The 24,120-nt window shown below is 39.0% G+C and carries 25 protein-coding genes, 2 pseudogenes and 1 riboswitch; of the genes and pseudogenes, 20 read left to right on the forward strand and 7 right to left on the reverse strand.

Going from position 1 to position 24,120, the window contains the following annotated elements; translation table 11 throughout:
* The first annotated feature begins 22 nt into the window (after window positions 1-22).
* Entirely contained in the window at window positions 23-961 is a 939-nt protein-coding gene (locus ACXAE4_RS08075) for an MBL fold metallo-hydrolase (protein ID WP_154973188.1), read from the forward strand.
* A gap of 207 nt (window positions 962-1,168) precedes the next feature.
* Complete coding sequence (locus tag ACXAE4_RS08080; RefSeq protein ID WP_154973190.1) at window positions 1,169-2,020, forward strand: VOC family protein; 852 nt, start codon at window positions 1,169-1,171, stop codon at window positions 2,018-2,020.
* Window positions 2,021-2,494: 474 nt separating this feature from the next.
* Here the strand turns inward: ACXAE4_RS08080 and ACXAE4_RS08085 are convergent, their stop codons facing one another.
* Window positions 2,495-3,880, reverse strand: a complete 1,386-nt coding sequence (locus tag ACXAE4_RS08085; RefSeq protein WP_028415075.1) for a protoporphyrinogen oxidase — start codon at window positions 3,878-3,880, stop codon at window positions 2,495-2,497.
* A 221-nt stretch (window positions 3,881-4,101) separates the two neighbouring features.
* Here ACXAE4_RS08085 and ACXAE4_RS08090 point away from each other — a divergent pair, with 221 nt between their 5' ends.
* The 6 genes from ACXAE4_RS08090 (at window position 4,102) to ACXAE4_RS08115 (ending at window position 9,806) form a co-directional block, all read left to right on the forward strand.
* Window positions 4,102-5,427 carry a metallophosphoesterase gene (locus ACXAE4_RS08090; RefSeq protein WP_034328197.1) on the forward strand — a complete coding sequence of 442 codons (1,326 nt, stop codon included), beginning with the start codon at window positions 4,102-4,104 and terminating at the stop codon, window positions 5,425-5,427.
* A gap of 158 nt (window positions 5,428-5,585) precedes the next feature.
* The gene (locus tag ACXAE4_RS08095; RefSeq protein WP_028415074.1) at window positions 5,586-6,005 is read left to right on the forward strand and encodes a GtrA family protein; all 420 of its coding nucleotides are present in this window, start codon (window positions 5,586-5,588) and stop codon (window positions 6,003-6,005) included.
* A 37-nt stretch (window positions 6,006-6,042) separates the two neighbouring features.
* A complete protein-coding gene (locus ACXAE4_RS08100; RefSeq protein WP_028415073.1) occupies window positions 6,043-7,728 on the forward strand; it encodes a DUF6044 family protein in 1,686 nt (561 codons plus the stop codon).
* A 12-nt stretch (window positions 7,729-7,740) separates the two neighbouring features.
* Window positions 7,741-8,730, forward strand: a complete 990-nt coding sequence (locus tag ACXAE4_RS08105) for a glycosyltransferase family 2 protein (protein ID WP_028415072.1) — start codon at window positions 7,741-7,743, stop codon at window positions 8,728-8,730.
* 107 nt (window positions 8,731-8,837) lie between these two features.
* The gene (locus ACXAE4_RS08110) at window positions 8,838-9,278 is read left to right on the forward strand and encodes a hypothetical protein (RefSeq protein WP_028415071.1); all 441 of its coding nucleotides are present in this window, start codon (window positions 8,838-8,840) and stop codon (window positions 9,276-9,278) included.
* Window positions 9,279-9,359: 81 nt separating this feature from the next.
* A complete protein-coding gene (locus ACXAE4_RS08115; RefSeq protein WP_028415070.1) occupies window positions 9,360-9,806 on the forward strand; it encodes a GNAT family N-acetyltransferase in 447 nt (148 codons plus the stop codon).
* A 38-nt stretch (window positions 9,807-9,844) separates the two neighbouring features.
* Here the strand turns inward: ACXAE4_RS08115 and ACXAE4_RS08120 are convergent, their stop codons facing one another.
* On the reverse strand, window positions 9,845-10,114 hold the full coding sequence (locus tag ACXAE4_RS08120) for a hypothetical protein (protein ID WP_475235818.1): 270 nt from the start codon (window positions 10,112-10,114) through the stop codon (window positions 9,845-9,847).
* Between the two features lie 121 nt (window positions 10,115-10,235).
* Window positions 10,236-10,337, forward strand: a riboswitch (SAM riboswitch).
* Between the two features lie 63 nt (window positions 10,338-10,400).
* Between ACXAE4_RS08120 and ACXAE4_RS08125 the strand changes: the two genes are divergently transcribed.
* From ACXAE4_RS08125 to alaP, 3 genes are all read left to right on the forward strand, one after another.
* The gene (locus tag ACXAE4_RS08125) at window positions 10,401-10,745 is read left to right on the forward strand and encodes a hypothetical protein (RefSeq protein ID WP_230624677.1); all 345 of its coding nucleotides are present in this window, start codon (window positions 10,401-10,403) and stop codon (window positions 10,743-10,745) included.
* Window positions 10,746-10,845: 100 nt separating this feature from the next.
* A complete protein-coding gene (locus ACXAE4_RS08130; protein ID WP_016765258.1) occupies window positions 10,846-11,004 on the forward strand; it encodes a DUF1540 domain-containing protein in 159 nt (52 codons plus the stop codon).
* Window positions 11,005-11,320: 316 nt separating this feature from the next.
* Complete coding sequence (alaP, locus tag ACXAE4_RS08135) at window positions 11,321-12,724, forward strand: alanine permease AlaP (RefSeq protein WP_028415068.1); 1,404 nt, start codon at window positions 11,321-11,323, stop codon at window positions 12,722-12,724.
* 65 nt (window positions 12,725-12,789) lie between these two features.
* On the opposite strand, the gene ACXAE4_RS08140 is transcribed toward alaP, so the two are convergent.
* Entirely contained in the window at window positions 12,790-14,883 is a 2,094-nt protein-coding gene (locus ACXAE4_RS08140; RefSeq protein WP_028415067.1) for a TerD family protein, read from the reverse strand.
* A 233-nt stretch (window positions 14,884-15,116) separates the two neighbouring features.
* The gene (locus ACXAE4_RS08145) at window positions 15,117-15,515 is read right to left on the reverse strand and encodes a GNAT family N-acetyltransferase (protein ID WP_028415066.1); all 399 of its coding nucleotides are present in this window, start codon (window positions 15,513-15,515) and stop codon (window positions 15,117-15,119) included.
* A gap of 112 nt (window positions 15,516-15,627) precedes the next feature.
* On the opposite strand from ACXAE4_RS08145, the gene pdxR reads away from it, so the two are divergent.
* The gene (pdxR, locus tag ACXAE4_RS08150; protein ID WP_289578310.1) at window positions 15,628-17,037 is read left to right on the forward strand and encodes a MocR-like pyridoxine biosynthesis transcription factor PdxR; all 1,410 of its coding nucleotides are present in this window, start codon (window positions 15,628-15,630) and stop codon (window positions 17,035-17,037) included.
* A 22-nt stretch (window positions 17,038-17,059) separates the two neighbouring features.
* Window positions 17,060-17,569, forward strand: coding sequence for a hypothetical protein (locus ACXAE4_RS08155; protein WP_034270643.1), 510 nt, complete (start codon window positions 17,060-17,062; stop codon window positions 17,567-17,569).
* A 51-nt stretch (window positions 17,570-17,620) separates the two neighbouring features.
* Here ACXAE4_RS08155 and ACXAE4_RS08160 read toward each other — a convergent pair whose 3' ends face one another.
* Both ACXAE4_RS08160 and ACXAE4_RS08165 read right to left on the reverse strand, forming a co-directional pair.
* Window positions 17,621-18,340 carry a poly-gamma-glutamate hydrolase family protein gene (locus tag ACXAE4_RS08160; RefSeq protein WP_028415063.1) on the reverse strand — a complete coding sequence of 240 codons (720 nt, stop codon included), beginning with the start codon at window positions 18,338-18,340 and terminating at the stop codon, window positions 17,621-17,623.
* Between the two features lie 55 nt (window positions 18,341-18,395).
* A pseudogene (locus tag ACXAE4_RS08165) lies at window positions 18,396-18,494 on the reverse strand (class I SAM-dependent methyltransferase); the annotation flags it as partial.
* 105 nt (window positions 18,495-18,599) lie between these two features.
* Here ACXAE4_RS08165 and ACXAE4_RS08170 point away from each other — a divergent pair.
* From ACXAE4_RS08170 to ACXAE4_RS08185, 4 genes and pseudogenes are all read left to right on the forward strand, one after another.
* Window positions 18,600-19,262 carry an MgtC/SapB family protein gene (locus ACXAE4_RS08170; RefSeq protein WP_028415061.1) on the forward strand — a complete coding sequence of 221 codons (663 nt, stop codon included), beginning with the start codon at window positions 18,600-18,602 and terminating at the stop codon, window positions 19,260-19,262.
* Between the two features lie 130 nt (window positions 19,263-19,392).
* Window positions 19,393-19,590, forward strand: a pseudogene (locus ACXAE4_RS08175) (hypothetical protein); the annotation flags it as partial.
* 50 nt (window positions 19,591-19,640) lie between these two features.
* Window positions 19,641-20,282 carry an NAD(P)-dependent oxidoreductase gene (locus ACXAE4_RS08180; RefSeq protein WP_028415060.1) on the forward strand — a complete coding sequence of 214 codons (642 nt, stop codon included), beginning with the start codon at window positions 19,641-19,643 and terminating at the stop codon, window positions 20,280-20,282.
* Between the two features lie 72 nt (window positions 20,283-20,354).
* Window positions 20,355-20,849 carry a GNAT family N-acetyltransferase gene (locus ACXAE4_RS08185; RefSeq protein WP_028415059.1) on the forward strand — a complete coding sequence of 165 codons (495 nt, stop codon included), beginning with the start codon at window positions 20,355-20,357 and terminating at the stop codon, window positions 20,847-20,849.
* A gap of 21 nt (window positions 20,850-20,870) precedes the next feature.
* On the opposite strand, the gene ACXAE4_RS08190 is transcribed toward ACXAE4_RS08185, so the two are convergent.
* Complete coding sequence (locus tag ACXAE4_RS08190) at window positions 20,871-21,620, reverse strand: sulfite exporter TauE/SafE family protein (RefSeq protein WP_028415058.1); 750 nt, start codon at window positions 21,618-21,620, stop codon at window positions 20,871-20,873.
* 156 nt (window positions 21,621-21,776) lie between these two features.
* On the opposite strand from ACXAE4_RS08190, the gene ACXAE4_RS08195 reads away from it, so the two are divergent.
* The 3 genes from ACXAE4_RS08195 to ACXAE4_RS08205 all read left to right on the forward strand — a co-directional run bounded on the left by ACXAE4_RS08195 (window position 21,777) and on the right by ACXAE4_RS08205 (window position 23,999).
* Entirely contained in the window at window positions 21,777-22,676 is a 900-nt protein-coding gene (locus ACXAE4_RS08195) for a LysR family transcriptional regulator (RefSeq protein WP_028415057.1), read from the forward strand.
* Window positions 22,673-23,311, forward strand: coding sequence for a hypothetical protein (locus ACXAE4_RS08200; protein ID WP_028415056.1), 639 nt, complete (start codon window positions 22,673-22,675; stop codon window positions 23,309-23,311). The genes ACXAE4_RS08195 and ACXAE4_RS08200 overlap by 4 nt, the downstream gene beginning before the upstream one ends.
* 121 nt (window positions 23,312-23,432) lie before the next feature.
* Window positions 23,433-23,999: a TetR/AcrR family transcriptional regulator gene (locus ACXAE4_RS08205; RefSeq protein ID WP_289578308.1), complete on the forward strand. Its 567-nt coding sequence runs from the start codon at window positions 23,433-23,435 to the stop codon at window positions 23,997-23,999.
* Window positions 24,000-24,120 lie beyond the last annotated feature (121 nt).

The following is a 24,120-nucleotide window of genomic DNA, read 5'->3' on the forward strand; positions in this document are numbered from 1 at the left end:
GGATAGGCAAGCAGCACCGAGTATGATACAGTTTATTTATCATTATTTACCATTTAGTAAAGAGGTTTTTATTAAACTACATAAAGCAGGTGTAAATATGCTGAAAAAACTAACGGATCACGTTTATTACTTTCCTCATTCTGAAGAAACGGATCGGCCGGTGCTCGGGCTTATATGCGGGGAGAAGTATAGTTTCCTCGTAGATGCTGGGAATTCTCCTGCGCATGCATCATCATTTTTAGAAGAAGTGGAAAAAATGGGAGCCCCTCCAATCAAAGGAGTAGCTATTACGCATTGGCACTGGGATCATACATTTGGCATTCATGCAATGAACAAATATACAATCAGCCATCATTTGACGAAGAAAAAGCTGGCCTATTTAAAGACACTGCGCTGGGACGATGATTCCTTGGATAAACGCGTCCAGGAAGGGGAGGAAATCGAATTTTGCCGGGATATGATAAAGAAAGAAATGCCGTGTCGAGAGACGTTAATTTTACGGGAGCCGGACGTAACATTTCATCATCATATGGAAGTTGACCTAGGTGGAATCACTTGTTGCATTCAGCATATTGGAGGGGTACACGCGCAGGACTCGTCCGTTATCTACGTCCCCAAAGAAAAAGTACTGTTTTTAGGTGATTGTCTATGTCCAGATTTTTATAGCGGTGACTGGAGTTATGATAAAGAAGACCTTGAGCGGATTCAGAGAGAACTTAAAAAATATGATGCGCAGTATTATCTTTCATCTCATTTTGACCCTGAAACTTCTGAGGAACTTTGGAGAGATTTAAACCAATTGAGTGCGATTGGAGAAATTGTAGGAAATGAAGTCGATTTAGAAAAAGCATGTTTTCAGTTTGAATGTGAAACGTATAAGAAGCCAACAAATGAGCAAAAAGAGAGAATACAGTATTTTGTTAATGGAAATGTCAAACGTAAAAGCAGAGAACTGTTTTAATAGTTTATGCATAGCATAATGGTAAATAAGCCCGCCTGTTCATACTATATTATGAGCAGGCGGGCTTATTTAATTGGTTATGCTGTGATATGAGTTTTAAGTTATGATACTAAAATAAATAACTTGACGAAACAAAGTTATAAAAATATAATAAGTTACATAAAGTAAGTTAATTAAAAATTGATCTATTTAAAAGGAGAAATAATCATGAACTTTCACCGTGCACCCCATGTATTTGTTGGGAAAGTAAATTTAAAAGTAGAAAATTTAGAGCGTTCACTTGCTTTTTATCAGCAAATAATCGGGTTTAAACTTTTAGGGAGAAAAGAGAACAAAGCCTTGTTAACAGCTGATGGACGCACGGCGCTTTTATCGATTGAACAGCCGGAAAACGTTACAGCAAAACATCCTCGTACAACAGGCTTATATCATTTTGCTCTATTGTTGCCGACTCGTTCTGATTTAGGAAGTATTCTGCAGCATCTGTTAAATAGCGGTTATCCGCTTCAAGGGGCGTCTGATCATCTAGTGAGCGAAGCGCTGTACTTGGCAGATCCAGATGGAAACGGCATAGAGATTTATCGAGATCGTCCGTCAAGTACATGGGAATGGAATGACAGTGAAGTAGTAATGGCTACAAAACCTTTAGATGCAGAAGCGATATTAGCTGAAGGGAACGGTAAACCATGGACAGGATTACCTTCAGCTACCTTAATGGGACATATTCACCTTCACGTTTCTGAATTAAAGCAAACGGAAACCTTTTATCGAAATGGATTAGGTTTTGAGGTTGTGAGCAATTACCATAATCAAGCCTTGTTTATTTCAACTGGGCGCTATCATCATCACATCGGACTAAACGTTTGGAATGGAATTGGAGCGCCTAGTCCTCTTGAAAGCAGCGTTGGTTTGGACTCATTTACACTTGTTTTTCCAGCTGAAGAAGCAAGGGAACAGGCAATAAATCAGCTTCGTGAAATCGGAGCAGCTGTGTCTAAAGAAAACCAAGATTTCATCACAAAAGATCCATCAGGAAATATAATTAGATTAGTCCTTTAACATAAAAGCTGCCGCAGTTGGCAGCTTTTATTTATCGCAATGTTCGTCAAAATAGGCAAGAAATGTACACTTTTTTCTCAAATAGTAAGATGATAATGGCGAAAATAGTGTTATTTTCAAGGAAATAAACGAAGAGTCTTATGCTTAAAAAAGTTTGTAAACAAGCGTGCGTGGGAATAAAATACATATCAAGCATCGTTTCTTATCGTTATTGAATCTTTATATAAAGTCTTTTCATATAAAACCTTGAAGGAAGGGAGCGGAAACCTGTGAGATATAAAGTGAAACATTGGCTTAGATTAACTTCAGACGAGCGCTATCTTGTATTGTTTGCTACTGCTGCTTTGCAAAAAGAAAAGCGATAAAAGAGTTGTTAATAGTAAGGAAAGTAGCTTTATATGCTAACGAAAAGGTAATAAAAGGCCTGAAAATAATATATTTATTTTCAGGCCTTTTATTGTTTTCAAACCTTGTTCAAGTCAACTGTTGAGAGATAGCTTCGGCCGTTTGTTTGCCGTTTGTTATACACGCTGCAATGCCTACTCCGTAGTAAGAACAGCCGGCTAATGTAATAGCGGGGTGCTTGTCATGCAATTTTCGAGTCAAGCTGCGTACGAGTTCACCGTGCTTAAGGTGATAGGTAGGCATCAATTTATCCCAATTTGTTACGTCGCTTTCAATGGGCTGCTCTTTGATCCCTAAGCTGTTTTTAATGTCCTTTTGTGCCACTGCTAGCAGCTCTTCTTTTGACATCGTCCGCAGGCTGTCAAAGTGGTGACTTGTGCTTTTATAGAACAGGCGAACTAACAAATTCCCTCGCTTAGAAGTGTGAGCCCATTTTTTGCTCGTCCACGTGCAGGCATTGGCAATTAAGTTGCTTGATTGAGAGGTAATAAACCCGGTGCCTTCAGCGGGAAGGTATTCGTCTGGAACGTCATAGCCGATGTACACGCTAATGAGAGAAGAATCTTTTAACTGCTCAAAGTCTTCGTTTAGTTCGGGATCGTTCAACAGATGCTGAGCAGCCGTGTGCGGTGTAGCTAACACCACGTAATCCGCTGAATAGGCTTGCCCCGGCGTAGTGATTTGATAGCGCTCATCGTACTGTTTTATGCTGGTGGTTGGCGTATCTTTTAAAATCGTTACATCAGAAAGCTCTTCTTCTAAGCGGTGAATAATCGTTGATAAACCTTGTTTAAACGAAATGAATTTTTTATTTCCTGCCGTTTTAAATTTTTTTTCATTGGCGCCCATTCCTTTGATGATGCTGCCGTACGTGTTTTTGTAGTCGAGCAGATACGGGAGAGTCGAAGAAATCGTGAGCTTGTCTAAATCGCCAGAGTAGACGCCCGATAAAATAGGTGCAATTTGCTTTTCTACTAGCTCTTCTCCTAAAAAATGTTTTAAAAAGAGTCCAATCGAGCTGTCTTTCGTAAACGTTGTATTTTTAGTAATTAAGTCTTTTAAAGCTGTAATTTTAGCTTTTGAAGAAATCAGCTCGCTTTTAAAAAGAGATTCCACGCTTGTTGGAATACCGAACATGGTATCTTCAGGAATTGGAAGCAGCTCATTAGCAGAGTAAATAAATGATTTGCCCGTTTCGTTATAGACTAAATCGTTTGTTAAGTACAGCTCTTCTAGCAGAGGCATAACGTTTTCTTTTCGAGCCACAATAGAATCCGCCCCTGTTTCCATAATAAATTCCCCAGCTTCACGCGTATTGATTTTCCCTCCTAGATGGGGATGTTTCTCTAGTAATAATAATTTAAGCGGAAGATTACGTTCTCGTTTTAGTTTCTGCAAATAGTACAGAGTGGTTAAGCCCGTAATTCCTCCTCCAATAACAGCGACCGTTTTCAAAATATTCACTCCTACATTTTCAACAATTAGTCTGTAATATACGAAAATCATACCACTATGACTAGGAAAAGTGTAATGAATTGATTGTGAACATAGTGTATGCAAACACGAAAAGAAATATTGAAACTATACGATTATATATTTTGAAATTACATAAAATAAAAGCTCATACACGTAGAGAAAATGACTGAGACGCAGCAGTGAAGGAAGGAGGAAGCATCATGCTCGGCGGTTTTATGGAAACGCTGAAAAAAGACTGGCTCGCTTTAGTATTAATAAGTGTTCTTATATGCGGGATTACCTTAAATGTACGAGCTGAAGAGAAGAGCGGACGAAGCGGATACATCGAACCAAAGCTAGTTTTTCCTGTGATCAGTGATGTTCACATTAAGGAAACAGGAACGCTTGATTTGCGTACTTTTCAACATGCATTAACGCAATTAAATGAACAGGCACCGAAACAAGATGCATTCGTAGTCGTAGGAGATTTGGCCGACACAGGCGCGTTAAAAGAATACGATCGCTTTTTTTCTATTTATAATCAAAATAAACAGTCGCAGGCCGTGTCTCTTTTTACAATTGGCAACCATGAATACCGGGACAGTGTAACCAATCAGCAAGCGCAGCAGCGTTTTTTATCTAAAACCAAAATGAAGTCTCTTTACTTTCATCAAGTGATAAAAGGATATCATTTTATCATGCTTGGAACAGAAAGCCGTCTGACCGCCGGTGATTATTCAATCAAACAAATTAACTGGCTTGCTGAACAGTTGAAGATAGCAAAGCGAGACGATCCTAAAAAACCGATTTTTGTCTTTATTCATCAGCCTATTAACAATACATTGTACGGGAAAAACAGATGGGGGATAGAAGTGAATGAACAGCTTCTTTACAATACGTTAAAACCTTATCCGCAGGTCATTACGTTTTCTGGTCATACCCACCATCCGTTGGACGACCCTCGTACTATTTTTCAAAGAGATTTCACCTCTCTTGCAACGTCTTCTGTTCGGTATATATGGCCTGGTGCTGGATATTTACAAGGTGAACTTCCTCCTGGCTACCGAGATGTGAGTCAAGGTCTTCTTGTAGAGGTTTATAATCGAAAAGTAGTCGTTAAAAGGCGGGATTTTCACGCCAATAAGTGGACGGGAGAAGCGTGGGAAATTGACACACCTGCAGATACAAAAAAATTTCACTACACGAATGAGCGAGATTTAGTAAAACCGATTTTTCTTCCAAGCTCTACTATTTCTGTTATACAAGAAAAAGCTTCAGCAAATCAGCTTTATATCCAGTTTACGCAAGCGGTGGATAATCTGATGGTTCATTCTTATCGCATTACCGTCAAAAATAAAGAAACTGGAAAAGTGGTCAAAACATATAATGCATTTTCTCAATATTACAGCGATCCTGTTCCGGATGTTTTAAGTCTTCCGTTATCCGGTTTGCAGCCTCATACTGCGTATCAAATAGAAGTAGCGGCAGTGGATGCGTTTGATAATCAAAGCGATCAAAAATTAATGATTGAAGGCTCTACTAAATAGCTGAAAGAATCCTGATTTTTATTGATTCTTTTAGCTTTTTTTCATCTGTTTTTAATGTTATTTTCATTAGATTTTTAAGTGGAGTTGCTACACTGAAACTGTATTTAAAGTCATAATATGTAATTTTTATGAAAGTATCAAAATCAAAAGGAGTTTATATGAAAGGATCTTTTGTACGTTTTTTAGTAGTGGGACTGGTCAATACAGCAGTAGGTCTCTCCATTATGTATGTGTTGCTTCATATCTTTCATCATTACTGGATAGCGACGTTCGTTGGCAATGCAGCGGGGGCAGTCGTCAGCTACGTGTTAAATCGAATATTTACGTTTAAAAGCGGAGTTCATTTATCAAAAAGCATACTGCGTTTTATTTTAGTTATTGGCATTTGCTACGGCTTGTCTTACTATATTGGACTGCAGTTCTCCAGCTGGTTATTGCATCAACTTCCTGTTGCGGTGCGTCCGTTCAAAAAAGACGTCGGTATATTAATTGGAACAGGTCTGTATACGCTTTTAAATTATACGGGTCAAAAATACTTTGTATTTAATACAAAAAAAGAAGCAGTCGTCCACGATTAGCTTTTAGTCATTATGAAATGGAAATAGGTGTTAACAGATGAAGAAAGAAACAGCTATGAATAAAGAAAAAACATTGCTTATTATCGCTTTCCTTTTGCTGCTTGCGTATGTATCTCCTATGTTTTTGCTTGGGGAAAATTCACATATACGCGTGCATGATAATTTAGACTCAAATATTACGTGGTATAAAGTTCTGCATCGAAGCGGAGAGCTGTTTGGCTCCAGTCATGCCGTATTACCTCAAATTATTAACGGATTGCCGAGGAATACGTTTGGAACAGAATTTAGCGGTATCCAGTGGCTATATGGTTTATTCCCGACCATGCTTGCATACAGCCTGAGTCAAACGATCACGCGCGTATTTGCTTTAATTGGAATGTATTTGTTATTAAAAAAGCATTTTATTAAAAGCAAGGATGCGTATGCGATTCGAGTGCTTGTATCGCTTGCTTTTGCACTTACGCCATTTTGGCCTTCGGGCATGCTGAGTACATTAGGACAGCCGCTGGCGCTGTGGGCGTTTTTAACCATTCGAAACCGCGAAGGAACGTGGAAGGAATGGCTTACACTTTTACTGCTCCCGTTTTACGCGAGCTTTGTGCTCGGGTTTTTCTTCTTTTTAGCAGCGATGGGGCTGCTATGGCTAAGAGACGTAGTAAAAAAACGAGCGTGGAATATTCCTTTTTTAAGCAGTATTGCAGCGATGACTGCTGTCTTTCTGCTCATTGAATACCGACTTGTTGATTCGCTTTTATTTCCGGAGGCCCCGACGAGTCGAAATGAATTTTTAAGCTCTACTCTAAGCTTTGGACATTCCGTTCGCCTTGCTTTGAAGAACTATACGCTCGGGCATACGCATGTAATGACGCTTCATACTTTTGTCATTTTACCGCTTTCTTTTGTCGTATTGTGGTTTGTTGCTCGAAATCGCAAGGAAAAGCTTGAAAAAACGTTTTTGCAGTTATTTATTCTTAATCTACTACTGTCGATTTGGTATGCGTTTTGGTTTTATAAAGGTTGGGAGCCGCTAAAAGAAAAATATCAGCTTTTTAATACGTTCAACTTTGCTAGATTTCACTTTTTACGCCCGCTCATTATTTATTTGATGTTTGCCGTTGGCGGCTATGTTTTGTGGAAAAGGAGCAAGGCGTGGAAAAAGTTTGTGTGGGTATGTTTGATTTTACAGCTGCTTTTGTTATTTATAGCAAATCCTGAACTTTACTATCGCTACAATCACGAGCCTTCAGTCAAAGAATTTTATGCTGTGCATCAATTTGATGAAATAAGCAGATATATTGGAAAACCTAAATCATCTTATCGCGTAGCGAGCATAGGGCTTCATCCATCAATTGCTCAGTATAACGGCTTTTATACGCTAGATACGTATAACAACTTCTATCCGTTAACATATAAACATGAGTTTCGCAAAATTATTGCCAAAGAGCTTGATAAAAATAAAAAACTAGAAAGCTACTATGATCATTGGGGCAATCGCTGCTATGTGTTTGTTAGCGAGCTAGGGAAAAAATATGATTACCGAAAAGACTCAACGAAAAAAATCCGTCATTTGCAGCTTAATATCAGCCAATTTAAGAAAATGGGCGGTCGCTATATTTTTTCAGCTGTGCCAATTGAAAATGCTGAAAGCGACGGTTTGCACTTTTTAAAAGCATTTAACGATAAACAGTCCGCTTGGAAAGTGTATGTATATGAAGCAAAGTAAGGGGGCAATAACATGAACAGACCTATTTTAACGATCGTGGTTCCATGCTACAACGAAGAAGAAGTATTCACAGAGACGTCTTTTCAATTAACTACTGTAGTAAAAGAACTGATTAATGAACGACTTGTATCAAGTGAAAGCACTATTTTATTTGTAGACGATGGAAGTAAAGACAGCACGTGGTCGCTTATTGAAAAAGAAAGCTGCAGCAATTTGTTTGTAAAAGGGTTAAAGTTAGCGCGAAATGTAGGACATCAAAATGCTTTGCTTGCAGGATTAGAAGTAGCTCATAAGCAATCTGACTGCGTCATTTCCATTGACGCGGATTTGCAAGATGATATCAGCGTCATTCGTACTTTTGTAGAGAAATATTGGCTCGGGTATGAAGTTGTATATGGCGTTCGAGACAGCAGAGAAACCGATACATTTTTCAAACGAACCACGGCAGTAGGGTTTTATCGTTTTATGAACAAGCTAGGAATTCAGCTCATTCAAAATCACGCTGATTTTCGCCTTATGAGCAAACGTGCTCTTGGTGAACTCATGAAATATAAAGAAGGAAACGTCTTTTTGCGGGGCCTTGTACCATTAGTAGGATTTCGCTCCACGGAAGTCACATATGACCGCAAAGAACGGACGGCGGGTGAGTCAAAATATCCGCTAAAGAAAATGCTCGCTTTTGCATTTGACGGGATTACGTCTTTTAGCGTAGCACCTATACGCTTACTGACGCTGCTTGGAGGAGCTTCGTTTCTCTTTAGTATTTTGTTTGGCATTTATGCGCTGATTCAAAAATATTTAGATCATACGCAAATTGGCTGGACGTCTCTTATTTTATCAATTTGGCTTGTAGGCGGCCTGCAGCTAATGGGAATAGGTCTTGTCGGAGAATACATTGGCAAGATTTTCAACGAAGTGAAACAGCGTCCTAAATATGCGATTGAAAGAGATTTATATACAAAACACTCGTTAGACAAACAAAAAGATTTGCTGATGCATTAATTAAGAAGCTTCTCCTGAATGGAGAGGCTTTTTTGTTAAAGTGTTTATCATAATTTTTAAGGTAATAGGAGATGCTACTACTAAAATTTCTAAGGAGATCAAAATCTATGAAAAGACTACTTTATACAGTCAGCACTTTTTGTTTTGTTTGGCTTGCTTTTGCAACCATTCATGTCAGCGCTCTTTCGATTGAGAAACTTCCAATGAAGAAATCATCTGAACAATGGTCGGTCGAACTGACAAAAGCGAGCATGACGGGAGATAATCAGCTAAAGTGGAAAAATAACGTCTATCATACATATGGATTAACCGTTGAAAACATTGGAAAAGACGTAGAGCGTGTGCAGGTCCAAGCTTTTAGGCACGAAGGAAAAAATAAGGCGAAATACAGCTTGTTTTCTCCTATTGAAAGGTCTAACTTAAGCAAAAGCGGTCAGCGTTTTCGCTATGCCAATTTTGCTGTTCCTGGAAAAGCGGCAGGCTTAGACATCATGATTAACTGGACGGATGAACAAGGCAACCATCAAGAACATTTTGAATTTAAATAAAAGTCTTCGCTTAGGCGAAGACTTTTTTTTGCAGGAATTTATCTCTGTATGTGGAAAACGAACACGAAAGGAGAGATTGTGATGATTGCAAAAGCTACTGAAGAAGAAATACAGGAAATTCGGACGAAATCTGCTGATGCGCTGTTTGAAGGAACAACGCATCAGTTTCAACCGTCAACTGAACGCGTAAATGAACTAATTGATAATGCCCTTGAAAAAGGGTGTTATTATTTAGTATCTAGACAAGAAAATAAACTTGCAGGCTGGGTTTTTGTCGGTCCATCTGCCGACTTCTTTTCAAAAGCAGAAATTGGCTTTATCTACGAGTTATATGTTTTACCAGAATACCGCGGGCAAGGTCTAGCCAAGCCGTTAATGCAAAAAGCAATTGATGAATTGTCTATCAAAGGATACCCTGAAATCAGACTCAGCGTTCATGCTGGGAATTTTGCACAGCATGTGTACCGTGAACTTGGATTTGTAGATAAACAAATATCAATGAGCCTACAGGTGGCAAAACGTCCGTAATGTTGGTGAATGTCAGCGAGTCCATAAAACATAAGATGTTATACATGCGATGAGGTTCGGTAATGAAAGTAAAAGCAAATAAGTAGCCCAAACGGTGCTTTTATCCAGTGATTCAACAGCTCCGGCACCTGTATTACCTGAGGAGGGGGATCTTCAAGCGCGTTCATAACTAAAGCCGCCGCTGCTAAAATAATCCCTCCAATGCTTCCGGTTGTTTTGACAATTGCAACGTGGAAAGTAGATGAAAAAGCAATGCTAAGAAGCAGCAGCAAGCTTCCCAAAAAAGCAGATAACATATATCGTTTCATGTGCTCACCATCCTTTATAAAATCATACCATATTTTACTTCTTTTTTCTTTTTATTGAAAAGCTATTGACGTAACCTATAAAACATATTAGAATAGTCAGAAATAATTTAAAAGCGAAATATTCTTATCTAGAGAGGTGGAGGGACTGGCCCTTTGAAGCCTCAGCAACCACAATCATTGAATGGTGCTAATTCCAGCATAGCCTAGCTCTGACAGATAAGAAGAGGAATCTTTTTCTATGATGAAATCCTCTTCTTAGGAAGAAACATTTCGTATAGAAAAGGTGATGACATTGAAAAATACACAACAGGCGCTAAGCGTTGATGATTATTTAGATCTATACTTGTTAGCAAAAGAACTAAAAGACGAAACGTGGCAGCAGGAAATTTTAGCCGCGCTAAAAACGAAGCAAAATCGTTCATTTGAAGACAAACAATCCGCACTCGTTCAAGAAATATGGGAAGATTTTAAACAGTTAAATGAAGATATTTCTTTTACGTATCGCTTAATTCAAGAAGAGCCAACTAATGAACAGTTTCAAGTTAAATTAAGGAACTTGAGAGAACGGCGGATCACGCTGAGTCGTGAATTATATTTAGCTAAAAAACAGTATGTTGAACACACGCAGTAAAAGGATCCGCTTGATAAACAAGCGGTTTTTTTGCATGTAAATGTTAGAAGCGTTCTATTTCGGGTAGTAAATAGATAAGACAAAAAAAGGAGGGATAACAGTGGCCCAAGGTGTATTATGTGAAGTGAATGAGTGCATGTATTGGAAATCGGGAAATAAATGCAGTGCAGAGTCCATTTACGTTGTGAGTCCTGAAAGTAGTCACCATGTTTCTGAAACGGAAGAACCTGGCTGTAAAACTTTTGAACCCGCGAGATAAATGCTAGTTTTATAAAAAAGCATAAAATGAACGATGCGCTGACGGAGTTGAGTCGGCGTTTTTCTATTTTTAAAAAAATACTATTACTTAGGTGCGATAATAAATACATAGTAAAAAAGCAGTGTCTACGTCTAATTGTGCGTTTAAACAAAATGATACGATAATTTTTTTGTTTTTCGACAAAAGAAAAACGAGAGAAAGGTGATAGAATACAAATATACAGCCTAGCTGACTTTTAGCATAAATTTATATGAAAGCGCTAACAAAAAAGCTGTATTCATCTCGTTTTGACAGATTGGAAAAAGGGGAGACGTTTATGCAGGGGAAAACTCAGGGGAAAGAATTGAAACGCGGGTTAGAAGAAAGACATGTGACGCTGATGTCCTTAGGAGCAGCCATAGGGGTAGGGCTGTTTCTTGGATCTGCATCTGCTATTAAATTAGCAGGGCCGGGAATATTATTGGCGTATGGATTTAGCGGAATGATTATGTTTTTTATTATGAGAGCACTTGGAGAAATGGCGATTCAAAAACCTGTTGCAGGTTCATTCAGCAAGTACGCGCGCGACTATTTAGGGCCCCTTGCTGGTTATCTAACAGGTTGGAACTACTGGTTTTTATGGGTTGTAACATGTATGGCTGAAATTACAGCCGTTGGTATTTATATGGGATATTGGTATCCGGATGTACCAAACTGGATTTGGGCGTTATCGGCGCTTGTCATCATGACAACAGTTAACTTCTTAGCTGTTAAGGCATATGGTGAACTGGAATTTTGGTTTGCACTTATTAAAATTTTAGCGATTGTGTTAATGATTGCCGTTGGATTATTAATGATTGTGTTTGGAATCGGGAACGGCGGCGTTGCGACGGGTATTAAAAACTTATGGGACAACGGCGGGCTGTTCCCGAACGGATTCAAAGGTATTTTACTGTCGCTGCAAATGGTTATGTTTGCATATTTAGGAATTGAAATGATCGGCGTTACCGCGGGAGAAGTGAAAAATCCAGAAAAATCTCTAGCAAGAGCGATTGATTCGGTCTTTTGGCGTATTCTTATTTTCTACGTTGGTGCATTATTTGTCATTATGTCGATTTATCCTTGGCAAGAAATTGGTTCACAGGGAAGCCCGTTTGTATTAACATTTGAAAAAATCGGGATTCCAGCAGCGGCAGGCATTATTAACTTTGTGGTGCTAACAGCAGCTCTTTCTTCTTGTAACAGCGGTATTTTTAGTACAGGCCGTATGCTGTTTAACTTAGCAGAGCACGGAGAAGCTCCAAAAGGATACGGTCAGCTGACAAAAGGCGGCGTACCTGGAAAAGCTGTTTTAGCATCAGCGGGTGCGTTATTAGTCGGAGTAGCGTTAAACTACATTGTGCCTGCCAAAGTATTTACGTGGGTAACAAGCATTGCAACATTCGGTGCGATTTGGACTTGGGGAATTATTTTGCTTTCTCAAATTAAGTATCGCAAAACGCTAAAAAAAGGTGAAGAGGCAAAGTTAAAATACAAAATGCCTTTATTTCCGTTAACGTCTTATGTGTCACTTGCGTTCCTAGCGCTGGTGGTTGTTCTTATGGCGTACAATCCAGATACAAGAATTGCAGTTGTTATCGGACCACTATGGTTTATCGGTCTTATTATTGCGTACTACGCAAAAGGATTTCATAAACGAAGTCAAGGTTCAGCTGGGACTGAGCAAAAGCTAGTGAAGTAAACGAAAAGACCTCTTTCTTGGAAAGAGGTCTTTTCGTTTATTTGTTCTTACTTTCCTATAAATAATTAGTTTAGATAGGTTTCAATAATTGTTTCAATATCATAAGGAGTAACACCTTCATCAAGCGAATAAATAGTGTCAGCTTTTTGTTTGTCATGGACAAGTGTTCCTCTAGCTTGTGCGTGAAATGAAAAAAGATCATAAAGCGTTGGCTTTAACAGCTTTGTCATGGCTTTTCCCATAAGAGAGACCGAACCATTGTTTTGTTCAAGATTATTTTCAAATTCAACATGGTGATGCAGCGAAATATCCGTCCAGATTAATTTTCGCTCTTGTAAATCAAAAATTAAAGGGATGGAGATGGTGGAATCACTAGCAAGATCTACTTTATTTTGTACGGTAGAAGGTTCGAATATCTCGCCGGACTCTATGTGCTGTCTCATCATCCATCCTCCAAAACATTCGGGAAGCATAACAAAAGGCTGGACAGAAAATGAATAAACGTTCATCAATATATAACGGCCGCCTTTTTTTAGAATCGTAGGGATATGCAAGTCAATAAATTCACATGCCCCGTTAGGAGCAGATGTAATATCTCCGCTGTGAAAAGCTTTGAAGCTTTTTGAAGATAAGTTTGTATAAGAAATATGCTCTTTATACTGCCAGTTTTCATCGTAAATTCCGGCAGATAAATCAATATCTACACTACCGGTATGTTCACCATTTGCAAAGCCTTCTTTCCACCAAATGAAAAAACGAAGCGTATCGCCTTCAGGAATTGTTAATTTACTTCCCCTGCTAATCGTTTTTAATGTTTTGCTGCTTGAACGCTGTGAAAACGGTATAGTTTGTTCACGCAAACGTTCATCAAGCCATACATTTCCAAGAGGTGGCAACTTAGCAAAACGGTCATGTAAAGCATCTTTGCATGCATCTATTACACCATCACAAAGATTTTTACGAAGAGAGGGTAAGGGATTATCAAGCGCCATTACTTTGGACACATTCCCTTTTGGAAACACTACGCGCATATCTTGTCTATGATGTCGATGTTTCATATGTGAATAGAGCTGAAGCAGTACTGGCGTAGAGACGTGATGAGCGACCGCTGCAAATGCTGTAATAATAGAAGCAGCTTCTTGTTCCCCAGTAGATAAGCGCAGCAAATGGTCAATTCGTCTAGCAAAGTCACCTGGACGTTTTTCTAAAAGTGAAACTGCTTTTGAGACGTCTTGTTGCTCGAGTGCTTTCTCTAATTTACTATAGAACGTCAATGGTCTTTTATGATTCCGAACAGTATCGAATCCTTTAGCAGCATGAGGAAATCGATGTTTGTATTCTCCAGGATGTAAAATTTCACCTAAACGAATCCACTTTACTTTATAACGAAACATATCTTCTTCTACGTTTGGAGTGCTTTCTAGCAGCTGCAACAAGCTTCGGCGTTCAAAACGACTAAACTTCTTAAATAAAGTGGGTGATGAAAGGCTAATATCGCCATCAGATAAAGCGGTTGCCAAACGTAAGACATCTGTTGCTGTTTTAAAATAAGAAGACAAGACATCAATAGGTAGTTTTTTTGTCTTAATTAACACTGAGCTAACAAATGCAGCATTTTCTTTTTGAGGAATGACTGCTGGAAGTAGATCTAATGCCGGTAAATTGATAAGAGACCATTCGATGTCTGCTCGATCCGTTTGCGATAATGAGGTATTGGCACCAATTAATTGGCATATCATAAGGTCAAATTCTTCATCTGTTCCGAGGTCAATAATCCGTAAATCTGTAGTATCTAACAGTGGAAAAACATCTTGTTTTTCACTGTTTGGTAAAACCCCAGTCAGATAGTGAAGTACGGCATTTATGTATAGTTCTGCTTCGGAAGCTTGCATGACTTCGTTTGGAAAGTTAGGATACATCGGTTTATATTTGACATGAGCGCCAACAAGTCTTTTTAAAGATAAGAGAAGCTGCTCATAAAAAGACATAAATTCGTAGAACGGAAGAGTGAGTAACCGATCAATTAAAGAAGTTGAAGCTGTAAATCCTAATGCCTCAATGTTTTTTAACATGGAAGCTACATAAGCAGGGGGTAATATATCTGATCCTTGCTTCACAATTACTTTAGACTGTCTTCTTAAAAAAATATCGTTTTTCATTCAAACACCACCATGTATGATTTGCACAGAAAAAGCCAGGCGCTGTGCTTCCTGACTTTGAATATATGTATAGTTAAGTTAATAGATTAAGGAAAGCGATACCTCTAAATTCTAAGAGTTGGATGAGAAGGAAGAAGTATCATAGCCTTAATCTTTGAATATTGTAACATCATATCAAAAAGATGTAAAATAATAATAGTTTAGTAATAAAAGGAATTTTTTATCTTTTTTATCTATCGAATTCTCCCAATTTTAAACCCATTATCAATCTGATGAAAGCCGACTTTTGGATAGTAGTTCATAGCAGAAGGAGCGGAAAGTAAAATGAGCGCGGCTTCTTCACCGATTTCTGATTGAACGTGCTTGATGAGCTGTGTGCCGATTCCTTGATTTTGATAGTCTTTTACGACAGCTAAATCCGATAAATAGCAGCAGTAGCTAAAATCTGTTAACGCTCTGGCTATGCCAATGAGTTCGCTGTCTTTCCAAGCGGTAACAGTAAGGGAAGCATGATCAAGCATTCTTTGAATCCGATCAAGATCTTGTGCCGGACGTTTAATACCTGAATGTACAAACACTTCAGCAGCTTGTTCGGCACGGATTGAGACGTTGGTTTTGTAAGTAATGGTCATTGTGTCATCTCCTTGATTTATAAGATATAGTCCAGTATATGAAGAATCTGAACTGAGAATAAGTGTCAGAAACAGTAAATTTAATAGGGTCAGTTAGAAAGGAAAGAACATCATGTTAGAGTTAATGCCTTTGCTCGATAAAAGAAAAGCAGATCCCTTATACATGCAGCTTTATACTTACATAAAAAAACAAATTCAAAAAGGCACCATTCCGCCTCATGAAAAACTGCCTTCTAAACGAAAGTTAGCTCTTCATTTAAGCATTAGCCAAAATACGGTTGAAGCGGCTTATGTACAGTTAGAAGCTGAAGGCTATATCGAGATACTAGCCAGGAAAGGAGCATTTGTAAAAGAGATAAAAAATGAAGTCGTGCTTCAAAAACAGCCTCCCGCCTATGTCTCTTTACCGGAAGAAGAAGGGAAATCAACTGTCATTGACTTTAGCCATGGAAAGGTAGACGTAGAAAAATTTCCGTATAACACGTGGAAAAAGCTAACGGTTCAAACTATTTATCATGATGAAAGCCAGCTTTTTTATAGCGGACATCCACAGGGCGAACTGCTTCTTCGTCAAGAAATTGCAGCGTATCTTTATCATTCAAGAGGAGTGCGCTGCACAGCGGAGCAAATTGTGATAGGTGCAGGTACACAGTACCTCATGTGGCTGCTTTCTGTCATTCTAGGAAAAGAAAAGATAATTGGGTTCGAAAACCCAGGCTTTCACCGAACGAGGCACGTTTTTCAAGAACAAGGCATGTCGGTCGTCCCTATTTCTCTTGATAGTTCTGGCTTGAAAGTGAAGGAACTGAAAGAAGGCGGAGCGGATGCGGTGTACATTACGCCGTCTCATCAATTTCCTGTTGGGATGGTCATGCCGATAGCAAGAAGACTTGAACTATTAGAGTGGGCGGCAGAAACGAATGGCTATATCATAGAGGATGACTATGACGGAGAATTTCGCTATAAAGGAAAACCGATTCCGGCCCTTCAAGGATTAGATCAAGACGATCGCGTTATTTATACGGGTACGTTTTCAAAATCGTTGATGCCTTCTCTTCGAATAAGTTATGCCGTGCTGCCACACCGGCTTCTTACAAGTTATATGAAACACTGTGGACTTTTTAAACAGCCTGTTTCAAGGCTTCATCAGCATACGCTTTTTCTGTTTATGAAAGAAGGGCACTGGGAACGTCACTTGAATAAAATGAGAACAGCATACCGTAAAAAACAAGCGCTGATGCTAGATTGTTTGACTACTATTATGGGAGAACGTGTAGATGTTATTGGAGAACATTCTGGCTTGCATATTCTTCTTAGGGTAAAAAAAGGAATGAGTGAACAGAAACTAATTGAAGCAGCTGCCAAACAAGGGGTAACGATTTATCCAACATCTATTTATTATCATAGTGCGGGTGAAAACAACACGCCCTATGTATTGCTTGGATTTGCAGGATTGTCTGATGGAGAAATAAAAACAGGTGTAAACCTGCTGTTTAAAGCTTGGTTTGAACAGAAGGATTGAGAGGTACGCTGGGGGGATTTCTATGAAAGTAAAGCGGAAATTGTTTGGTTTATGGACAGGAGAGCTTACGGCAGCTTTACTGTTTGCTGCGCTGTGGATAGGGTATTTAAATGAGTTTTCTCATCTGGCTTTTTATTTAACAACGTTTTCAAGTGTGTATGCTTTTATTATACTTGAGTTTATCCTGTTTCAAGGAAGCTTGTACTGGTTTATGAAATGGAGGCGGGTGAGCCGAAAAGAAGATTCTCATTTGCCCTCCAGCTACATTCAGTTGTTTCTGCTTTTTAAAAAAATGAATAAAATTCTTCTTACGTTAGGTTTAGGTGTACTCATTTACCACTATATGCAGTTAGGGGTTAAGGGACTTGCTTTTTTTCTAGGCCTTTACGCGTTTGCTTGGATTGAATATATTAACTACTATGTGATTAGACTTTCTTATCAAAGTCCAAGTGAAATCAAAGAATTTTTTGAGCAAAAAGGCTTTAAACGATCTATTTTAGCGAGAGAAATAGATAAAAACCAGCGCGTTTGATTACACAGACTGCGCTGGTTTTTTTGTCTGGAAATCGAGAATTTTTGAAAATTAGTGGATCTGTAGGTAAAGGAAAGTTTGATAGGAAGAGGATGCTTCTTGTAAGGAAGTAACAAATGTATAAAAAAGCGGTGTTACATTCATGCGGTTGTTTCTCGACCAGTCATGGTTTGCGAAAAATGATTTTCTTAGTTCGGCTGTGAGTTCAAGCTGCACTCCGGCTTTTAGCAGATTATCGTTCACAATGTTTTGTTCGCTTGTTCCCGCTATGTTAGAAGGAGCGTCACGGACGGTAAAGCCGTTTTTGCGCAGTGATTGCTTCATCAGCTCTTTATAAAGCTGATTTTTTCCACCTATATACACGATAGGCTGACTGCCGCTGTAGCCGTGAATCGTCAAAACGGACATGCTTTGCTGAGCCATTCCTCTAGCAATCGGTTCGTCAAAATTTTCTGAGGTTATGTGCAGAACTCCGTTGTTAGTGGACTTGATGCCTTCAAATAAATAATAAGAAGCAGAAAAACGATCGGCGAGTTCTTTGGCAACTTCTGATGTACCTGGTTCAATTCCGCCGCCGTGAATGGCCATAATGGATAAATAGCTAAAGCGATGTTCGTAGCGAATATCGTAGTCTTGATGGAGAATTTCGTGCTGCTGCAGTTCTGCATAGGAAGAGTAATAGTCACCGCTTGCATAAGAGGGAAGGGAAATCAAAAAGCAGTACATAAAACATAGCAAAATGCTTGTACTCCATTTGAATAAACGGTTCATTAATAATCACCTCTATTTATTCTATGATAAATAGAGGTGATTATTAATTTTTTCGCTTTTTGATAAAATGCCAGTTTACTTGAAACTCAATAGGTTCTCGTTCTAACCGTCCCCACTCATCAAATCTGCTGTAATAATCGATAACTTTATCCACTTTGATTAGCCTCCACTTTAAAAAATAGTTATAGTAAATTATAACAAAAATAGAAATAGTTAATAGGTACATTTGTGAAAAAGTGAAGAGAAAGGAGGAGAAAGAATGACCGCAGCTTTTATTAGTCGTCTAGCCCTATCAGGTTTGTTAGGAGCTTTGGTTGGTTTAGAAAGAGAGTTTAGAGCTAAAGAAGCAGGGTTTCGCACTCATTTTTTAGTTGCTGTCGGTAGCACGCTGATTATGCTAATTTCGAAATATGGCTTTTCAGATGTGCTTCATCAAGATCATATGGCTCTTGATCCGAGCCGGGTGGCCGCACAAGTAGTAAGCGGTATTGGTTTTTTAGGAGCAGGTATGATTATTATTCAAAAGCAGCATATTAGAGGGCTCACAACAGCCGCAGGCGTATGGGCAACGTCGGGAATTGGTTTAACCATTGGGGCCGGTATGTATACAGTCGGCATTAGCGCAACTATATTAGTGCTGATTGGCTTAGAAATATTGAACGTAATGTTTACATCTCTTTCTACTCATTCCATTTTAATTAAGTTTCGTGCAGCAAATCAAGAGGATATTTATGAGCTGCTTGATAAGATTGAAAAAGAAAATATTATGATTTCGTCTTACGAAATTCACCAAGATCATCATCAAGGTGAGCTGCTCTATTTTGTTGAAATAAAAGGAAAGGCAAAAAAGAAAGGGAATAAAGTAGAATTGATTAAATCGATTCACTCTATGGCTCACGTGTTATTTATTGAAATTGAATAAGCACTTATTTATTTTTTCAAAAGAGACTGGAAGAAATGTATTTTAGTTGAAGGAAGAGCAGGGCCGAACGATGAATGGAGGACGTAGATTTCGTGTATGTAGGTGCTTCTAGCGGTTAATTGGAGGGTAAGGCGAAGACTCCTGCGGGAAAAGCGGAACAGGTGAGACCCCACAGGAGCATAAGCGACGAGGAGGCTCAGCAGCCGCCTGCGGAAAGCGAAGCCTTGCACGGAAATCAACCGCGGTGTTAAAAGTAATCCATACTAACTCATTTATCCAATTTGTTCTCTCTATCTTGCTTAAACCGTTTTGCTGTGTTTTATCATAGCAAAAAAAGGCTATTACCTAAATATAGAGAATTTTACTGGAGGTTATAAAATGAAAATTGGAGTTGTAGGTGCTACAGGAAAAGCAGGAAGTTTTATCGTGAAAGAAGCCTTAAATCGCGGGCATGACGTGACGGCAATTGTACGTGATGCGGGCAAAGTAGAAGAAAAGGATGTTCGTACACTGGAAAAGGACATCTTCGATATTACGGCAAACGATATTGAAGGTTTCGATGCGGTAGTGAATGCGTTTGGAGCTCCTGAAGGAAAGGAACATCTGCATGTAGAAGCGGGGCAATCGTTAATTCATGTATTTAAACAAGCTCCGGACGTTCGTCTTCTTGTTGTAGGAGGAGCAGGAAGTTTGTTTGTAGATGAAGAGAAAACGACGCGTCTAGCAGATACGCCTGATTTTCCAAAAGAGTACAAAGCGACAGCTGACAACCAAGCCCAAAATTTAAAAGACTTAGAAAGTACAAGCGATATTAATTGGACGTTCATTAGCCCAGCAGCATTTTTTAATCCTTCAGGAAAACGAACGGATGCTTATAAAACAGGGAAAGATCATGTTATTTTAAACTCAGAAGGAAACAGCCATGTCAGCTATGCGGATTACGCCATTGCAGTTATTGATGAAATTGAGCGAGGAGAGCATGTAAACGAACGCTTTACCGTTGTATCCGACGCTAGATAAAGGAAAAGCCGCTTTATGCGGCTTTTTTTGTGCATGTTATACTATGGAAAAAGAAAAGGAGTCCAGCAGAAAATGGAGAATAAAGAAAACGTAGCCTTAACGTTTTATAGTGAAGCCTACGAGTCATCTATACATAGCTATACGCTGCCTGAAGAGCAGCTCATTTACACGGCACTTCCCGCTGAAGCTATAGCTAAGTGTAAGCAGGAAAGAGATAAAACGCCCGTTTTGATTTTGGCAGAAAACAAACTAGCCGGCTTTTTCGTGCTCGACGCAGGGGAAGCCGTTAAAGAATATACCGAGGGATCCGGCGCGCTTTTAATACGGTCTTATTCCATTCATCCTGATTATCAAGGAAAGGGAGTTGGCAAAAAGTCATTGAAACTTCTTCCTTCTTTTATCAACCATCACTTTCGCACTAAAAATAAAGTGGTGCTAGGCGTGAACCATAAAAACACGGCGGCGCAGCACCTATACAAACGATGCGGCTTTGTCGATACAGACCGGCATGTTTTTGGAAGCCAAGGAAAGCAGTTTGTTTATCAGATGAACATAAAAAAAGCTTGAACAAGAGTTCAAGCTTTTTTCTTATATAACAAGGAGAAAGCTAGAGCAAATAGGCAGCGCTACAAGGGACGTTTTTAATACGGGAGCAGGTACACGATTTGTAAATTTTGCTCCAATATATGAACCGACCATTGTGCCGACAACTACTTGAATCAACAGCGGGATATCTAAAAAGCCCTGCTGATAATAGCCCATTCCTCCGCCAATTGCAATCGGAATAATAACGAGCATCGTCGTTCCGGCGGACTGGCGAATAGACAAGCCTAACACCATCATAAGGCCAAGCTGGATAAATGGAGTTGAGCCAATTCCAAACATTCCGGACAGAGCGCCCGTAATTAAGCCGATTAGTAAAGAGTAGACGACAAATTTAGCTCCTGTTGGAACAGTACGTTCTTTTTGCTGACGGGAAAATAAAAACATTCGCAGCCAAAGTAAAACACCAGATAATAAAAGCATGCCGGCTGTGAGCCATTTTAGCTCGCCTTCTGGGATAAAGGATGAAAGGTTAGACCCAATCCAAGCGCCTAATGCACCGAGGATACCAACAGAGATACCAGATTTTAAAGATACGTTACCTTCGCGGTAATGACTGACGGCACCAGATAAAGAAGAGAAAATCATTGCGGTAAGAGCCGTTGCGAGTGCAACGTGTACAGATACGCCGTACAGCAGCGTTAAAATTGAAATAATAAAACCTGATCCGCCTGCTCCGACAAATCCTAAGATCAGTCCGACGGCTAACATTGTTAAAATAATTGAAACATCCATAAACGAATTCCTTCTTTCAACACTTATTCTATGCAGACACATAACATTTTCGGCAAGTGCTACGTTCTTCATTTAAACATGAATTTTTTATGACGTCCAATGTATAATTTATATGAAATCGATAGTATTATGTAATAAGTAAAGGATGTGAAAAAAATGGAATGGCAGCAGCTCGAATATTTTAATGTTGTAGCTCAAACGGAACATTTCACAAATGCAGCGGAACAATTATCAATTGCGCAGCCTACGCTCAGCCGCTCAATTTCTAAATTAGAATCAGAGCTTGGCGTACCGCTATTTGAACGAAAAGGAAGGCAAGTTATTTTAAATCGATACGGAAGGCTTTTTTATGAACGAACGGCTAAAGTATTAAACGAAATGGAAGAAGCGAAACGTGAGCTTTCAGATTTGATTCATCCTCATCGCGGCAGCATTTCGTTTGCTTTTTTAAAATCATTAGGCGCTTCGTCCGTTCCGAAACTAGTTCATGCTTTTTTACAAGAGTATCCGAACGTTCAATTTCAAATTTTTGAGAACGCGACGAACATCATGCTCGATCAGCTTCAAACGGGAGAAATTGATTTTTGTATGTCTTCCGTAACGGAATCTAGGGCAGGAATTCAGTGGGAATATTTATGGAAAGACGAGCTGTACGCGTATGTCCCTGATACGCATTCTTTTGCCTCAAGACAAGTGCTTTCGATTTCAGAGTTGGCTCATGAATCGTTTATCGCGTTAAAAAAAGGATACGGAAGCCGAACAATTTTTGATCAGCTGTTCGAAGAAGCTGAAATTGTCCCAAATATTACGTTTGAAGGAGAAGAATTTTTGACGGTGATTGGTTTTGTAGCGGCTCATTTAGGGGTTGCCTTGCTTCCTGAAATAAAGGGAGTGGACTTGCGAGGCATTAAAAAAATAAAGCTCAAAGAAGACACAGCTTCAAGGGTAATCGGGATTGCGTGGAACAAGGATAAATACTTAACTCCTGTTGCGAAAAAGTTCCAGGAATTTTTAATTCAGTATTTCAAAGACCATCATACAGGAGGAAAACGATGAAGAAAATTGCTTGCCTGCACGCTCATCATTCGAACATCTCTTATATAGAAAAAGCGCTGCCGTTTGCGAGCTGTATGCATTTCGTAGACCCTGGACTTGTACATCGGGTAAAAACCGATCCTAAATTTGCAGCGGAGTCAGCAGGTGCAAAAGTAGAGAAGCAGTTAAAGTGGATGGAAGAATGTTCAGCGGATGCCATTTTACTTACGTGTACGAATTACATTGCTCTTTTACCAGAAGCATTTACAAGTGATGTTCCAATTATTAAAATCGATGAGCCTTATTTTCGCCGAATATGTGAAATAGAAGAACCGCAGCTTATCGTGTTTACAAATCCGGAGACCGTAGAAGGAACGATGAAGCGTCTAGACGAATTTGCATTTTATCAAAATGTAAAGATAAAAGTTCACCCTGTTGTGATAGAAGGTGCTTTTGAACTAGTAATGACTGGAAACCTAGAGAAGTATAAACAGAAGGTGAAACATGTCTTAGATGAGCTAATAAAAGAGCATAACACTGTTGTTTCAGTGGCGCAGCTCTCGATGGTAGAAGCGGCGGAGGAGGTAAGCGACCGTATTATTACGCCTCTTCAACCGTTAGCGGAAGAAGTAAGAAAAACAATTATTAGGTCATAAGAAATGAAAATAAGGAAAAATAAATGGTAAAATATTCACTTTATTTTGACAAAAATTTCATTTACTTATATGATAAGTAGTGTTATAGAAACCACTTATTATATAGGGGAGGCATCGTTTTGTGAAGAAAGCAAATGCACGCGATAAGATTTTAGAAACAGCATCGCGGCTTTTTCAGCTGCAAGGCTATCATGCAACGGGATTAAATCAAATTATTAAAGAGAGCGGGTCGCCAAAAGGGTCTCTTTATTATTATTTTCCAAAAGGGAAAGAAGAACTGGCGATTCACGCTGTTCAATATACGAATAAATACGTCCAAGTTCAAATTAAAGAAAGTTTAAATAAATTTTCTGACGCGGCACAGGCTATTCAGTATTTTATTGAAGAATTGTCCAAGCAGTTTGAACACGAAGAAAGTATTGCTGGTATGCCTGTTGGACTGATGGCTGGAGAAACGGCGCTTATTAATGAACCGCTGCGCGAAGTCTGCTATGTGGCTTTTCAAGATTGGGAAAAACTTTTTAGAGAAAAAATGATAGAGAGCGGATTTCAAGAGAAGCAAGCAGGAGAGCTTGCAGTTGTAATCAACTGTCTGATAGAAGGCGGTATTTTGCGTTCGTTAACAGAAAAAACGAGCGCTCCTTTGCAGCAGATTCAGCAGCAGATTCCGGTTCTGATTCGCAAATAAAAAAAAGCTTTCCACTTTTAGAGTGGAAAGCTTTTTTTTATGGATTGACGGAATTTGGCATATATTGATAAAATTTAAAGGTATATTTTCTGAAAATTATATTTCTTTAAAAAGAAAGAAA

The organism is Priestia sp. ABM2_011 (genome assembly GCF_056158845.1).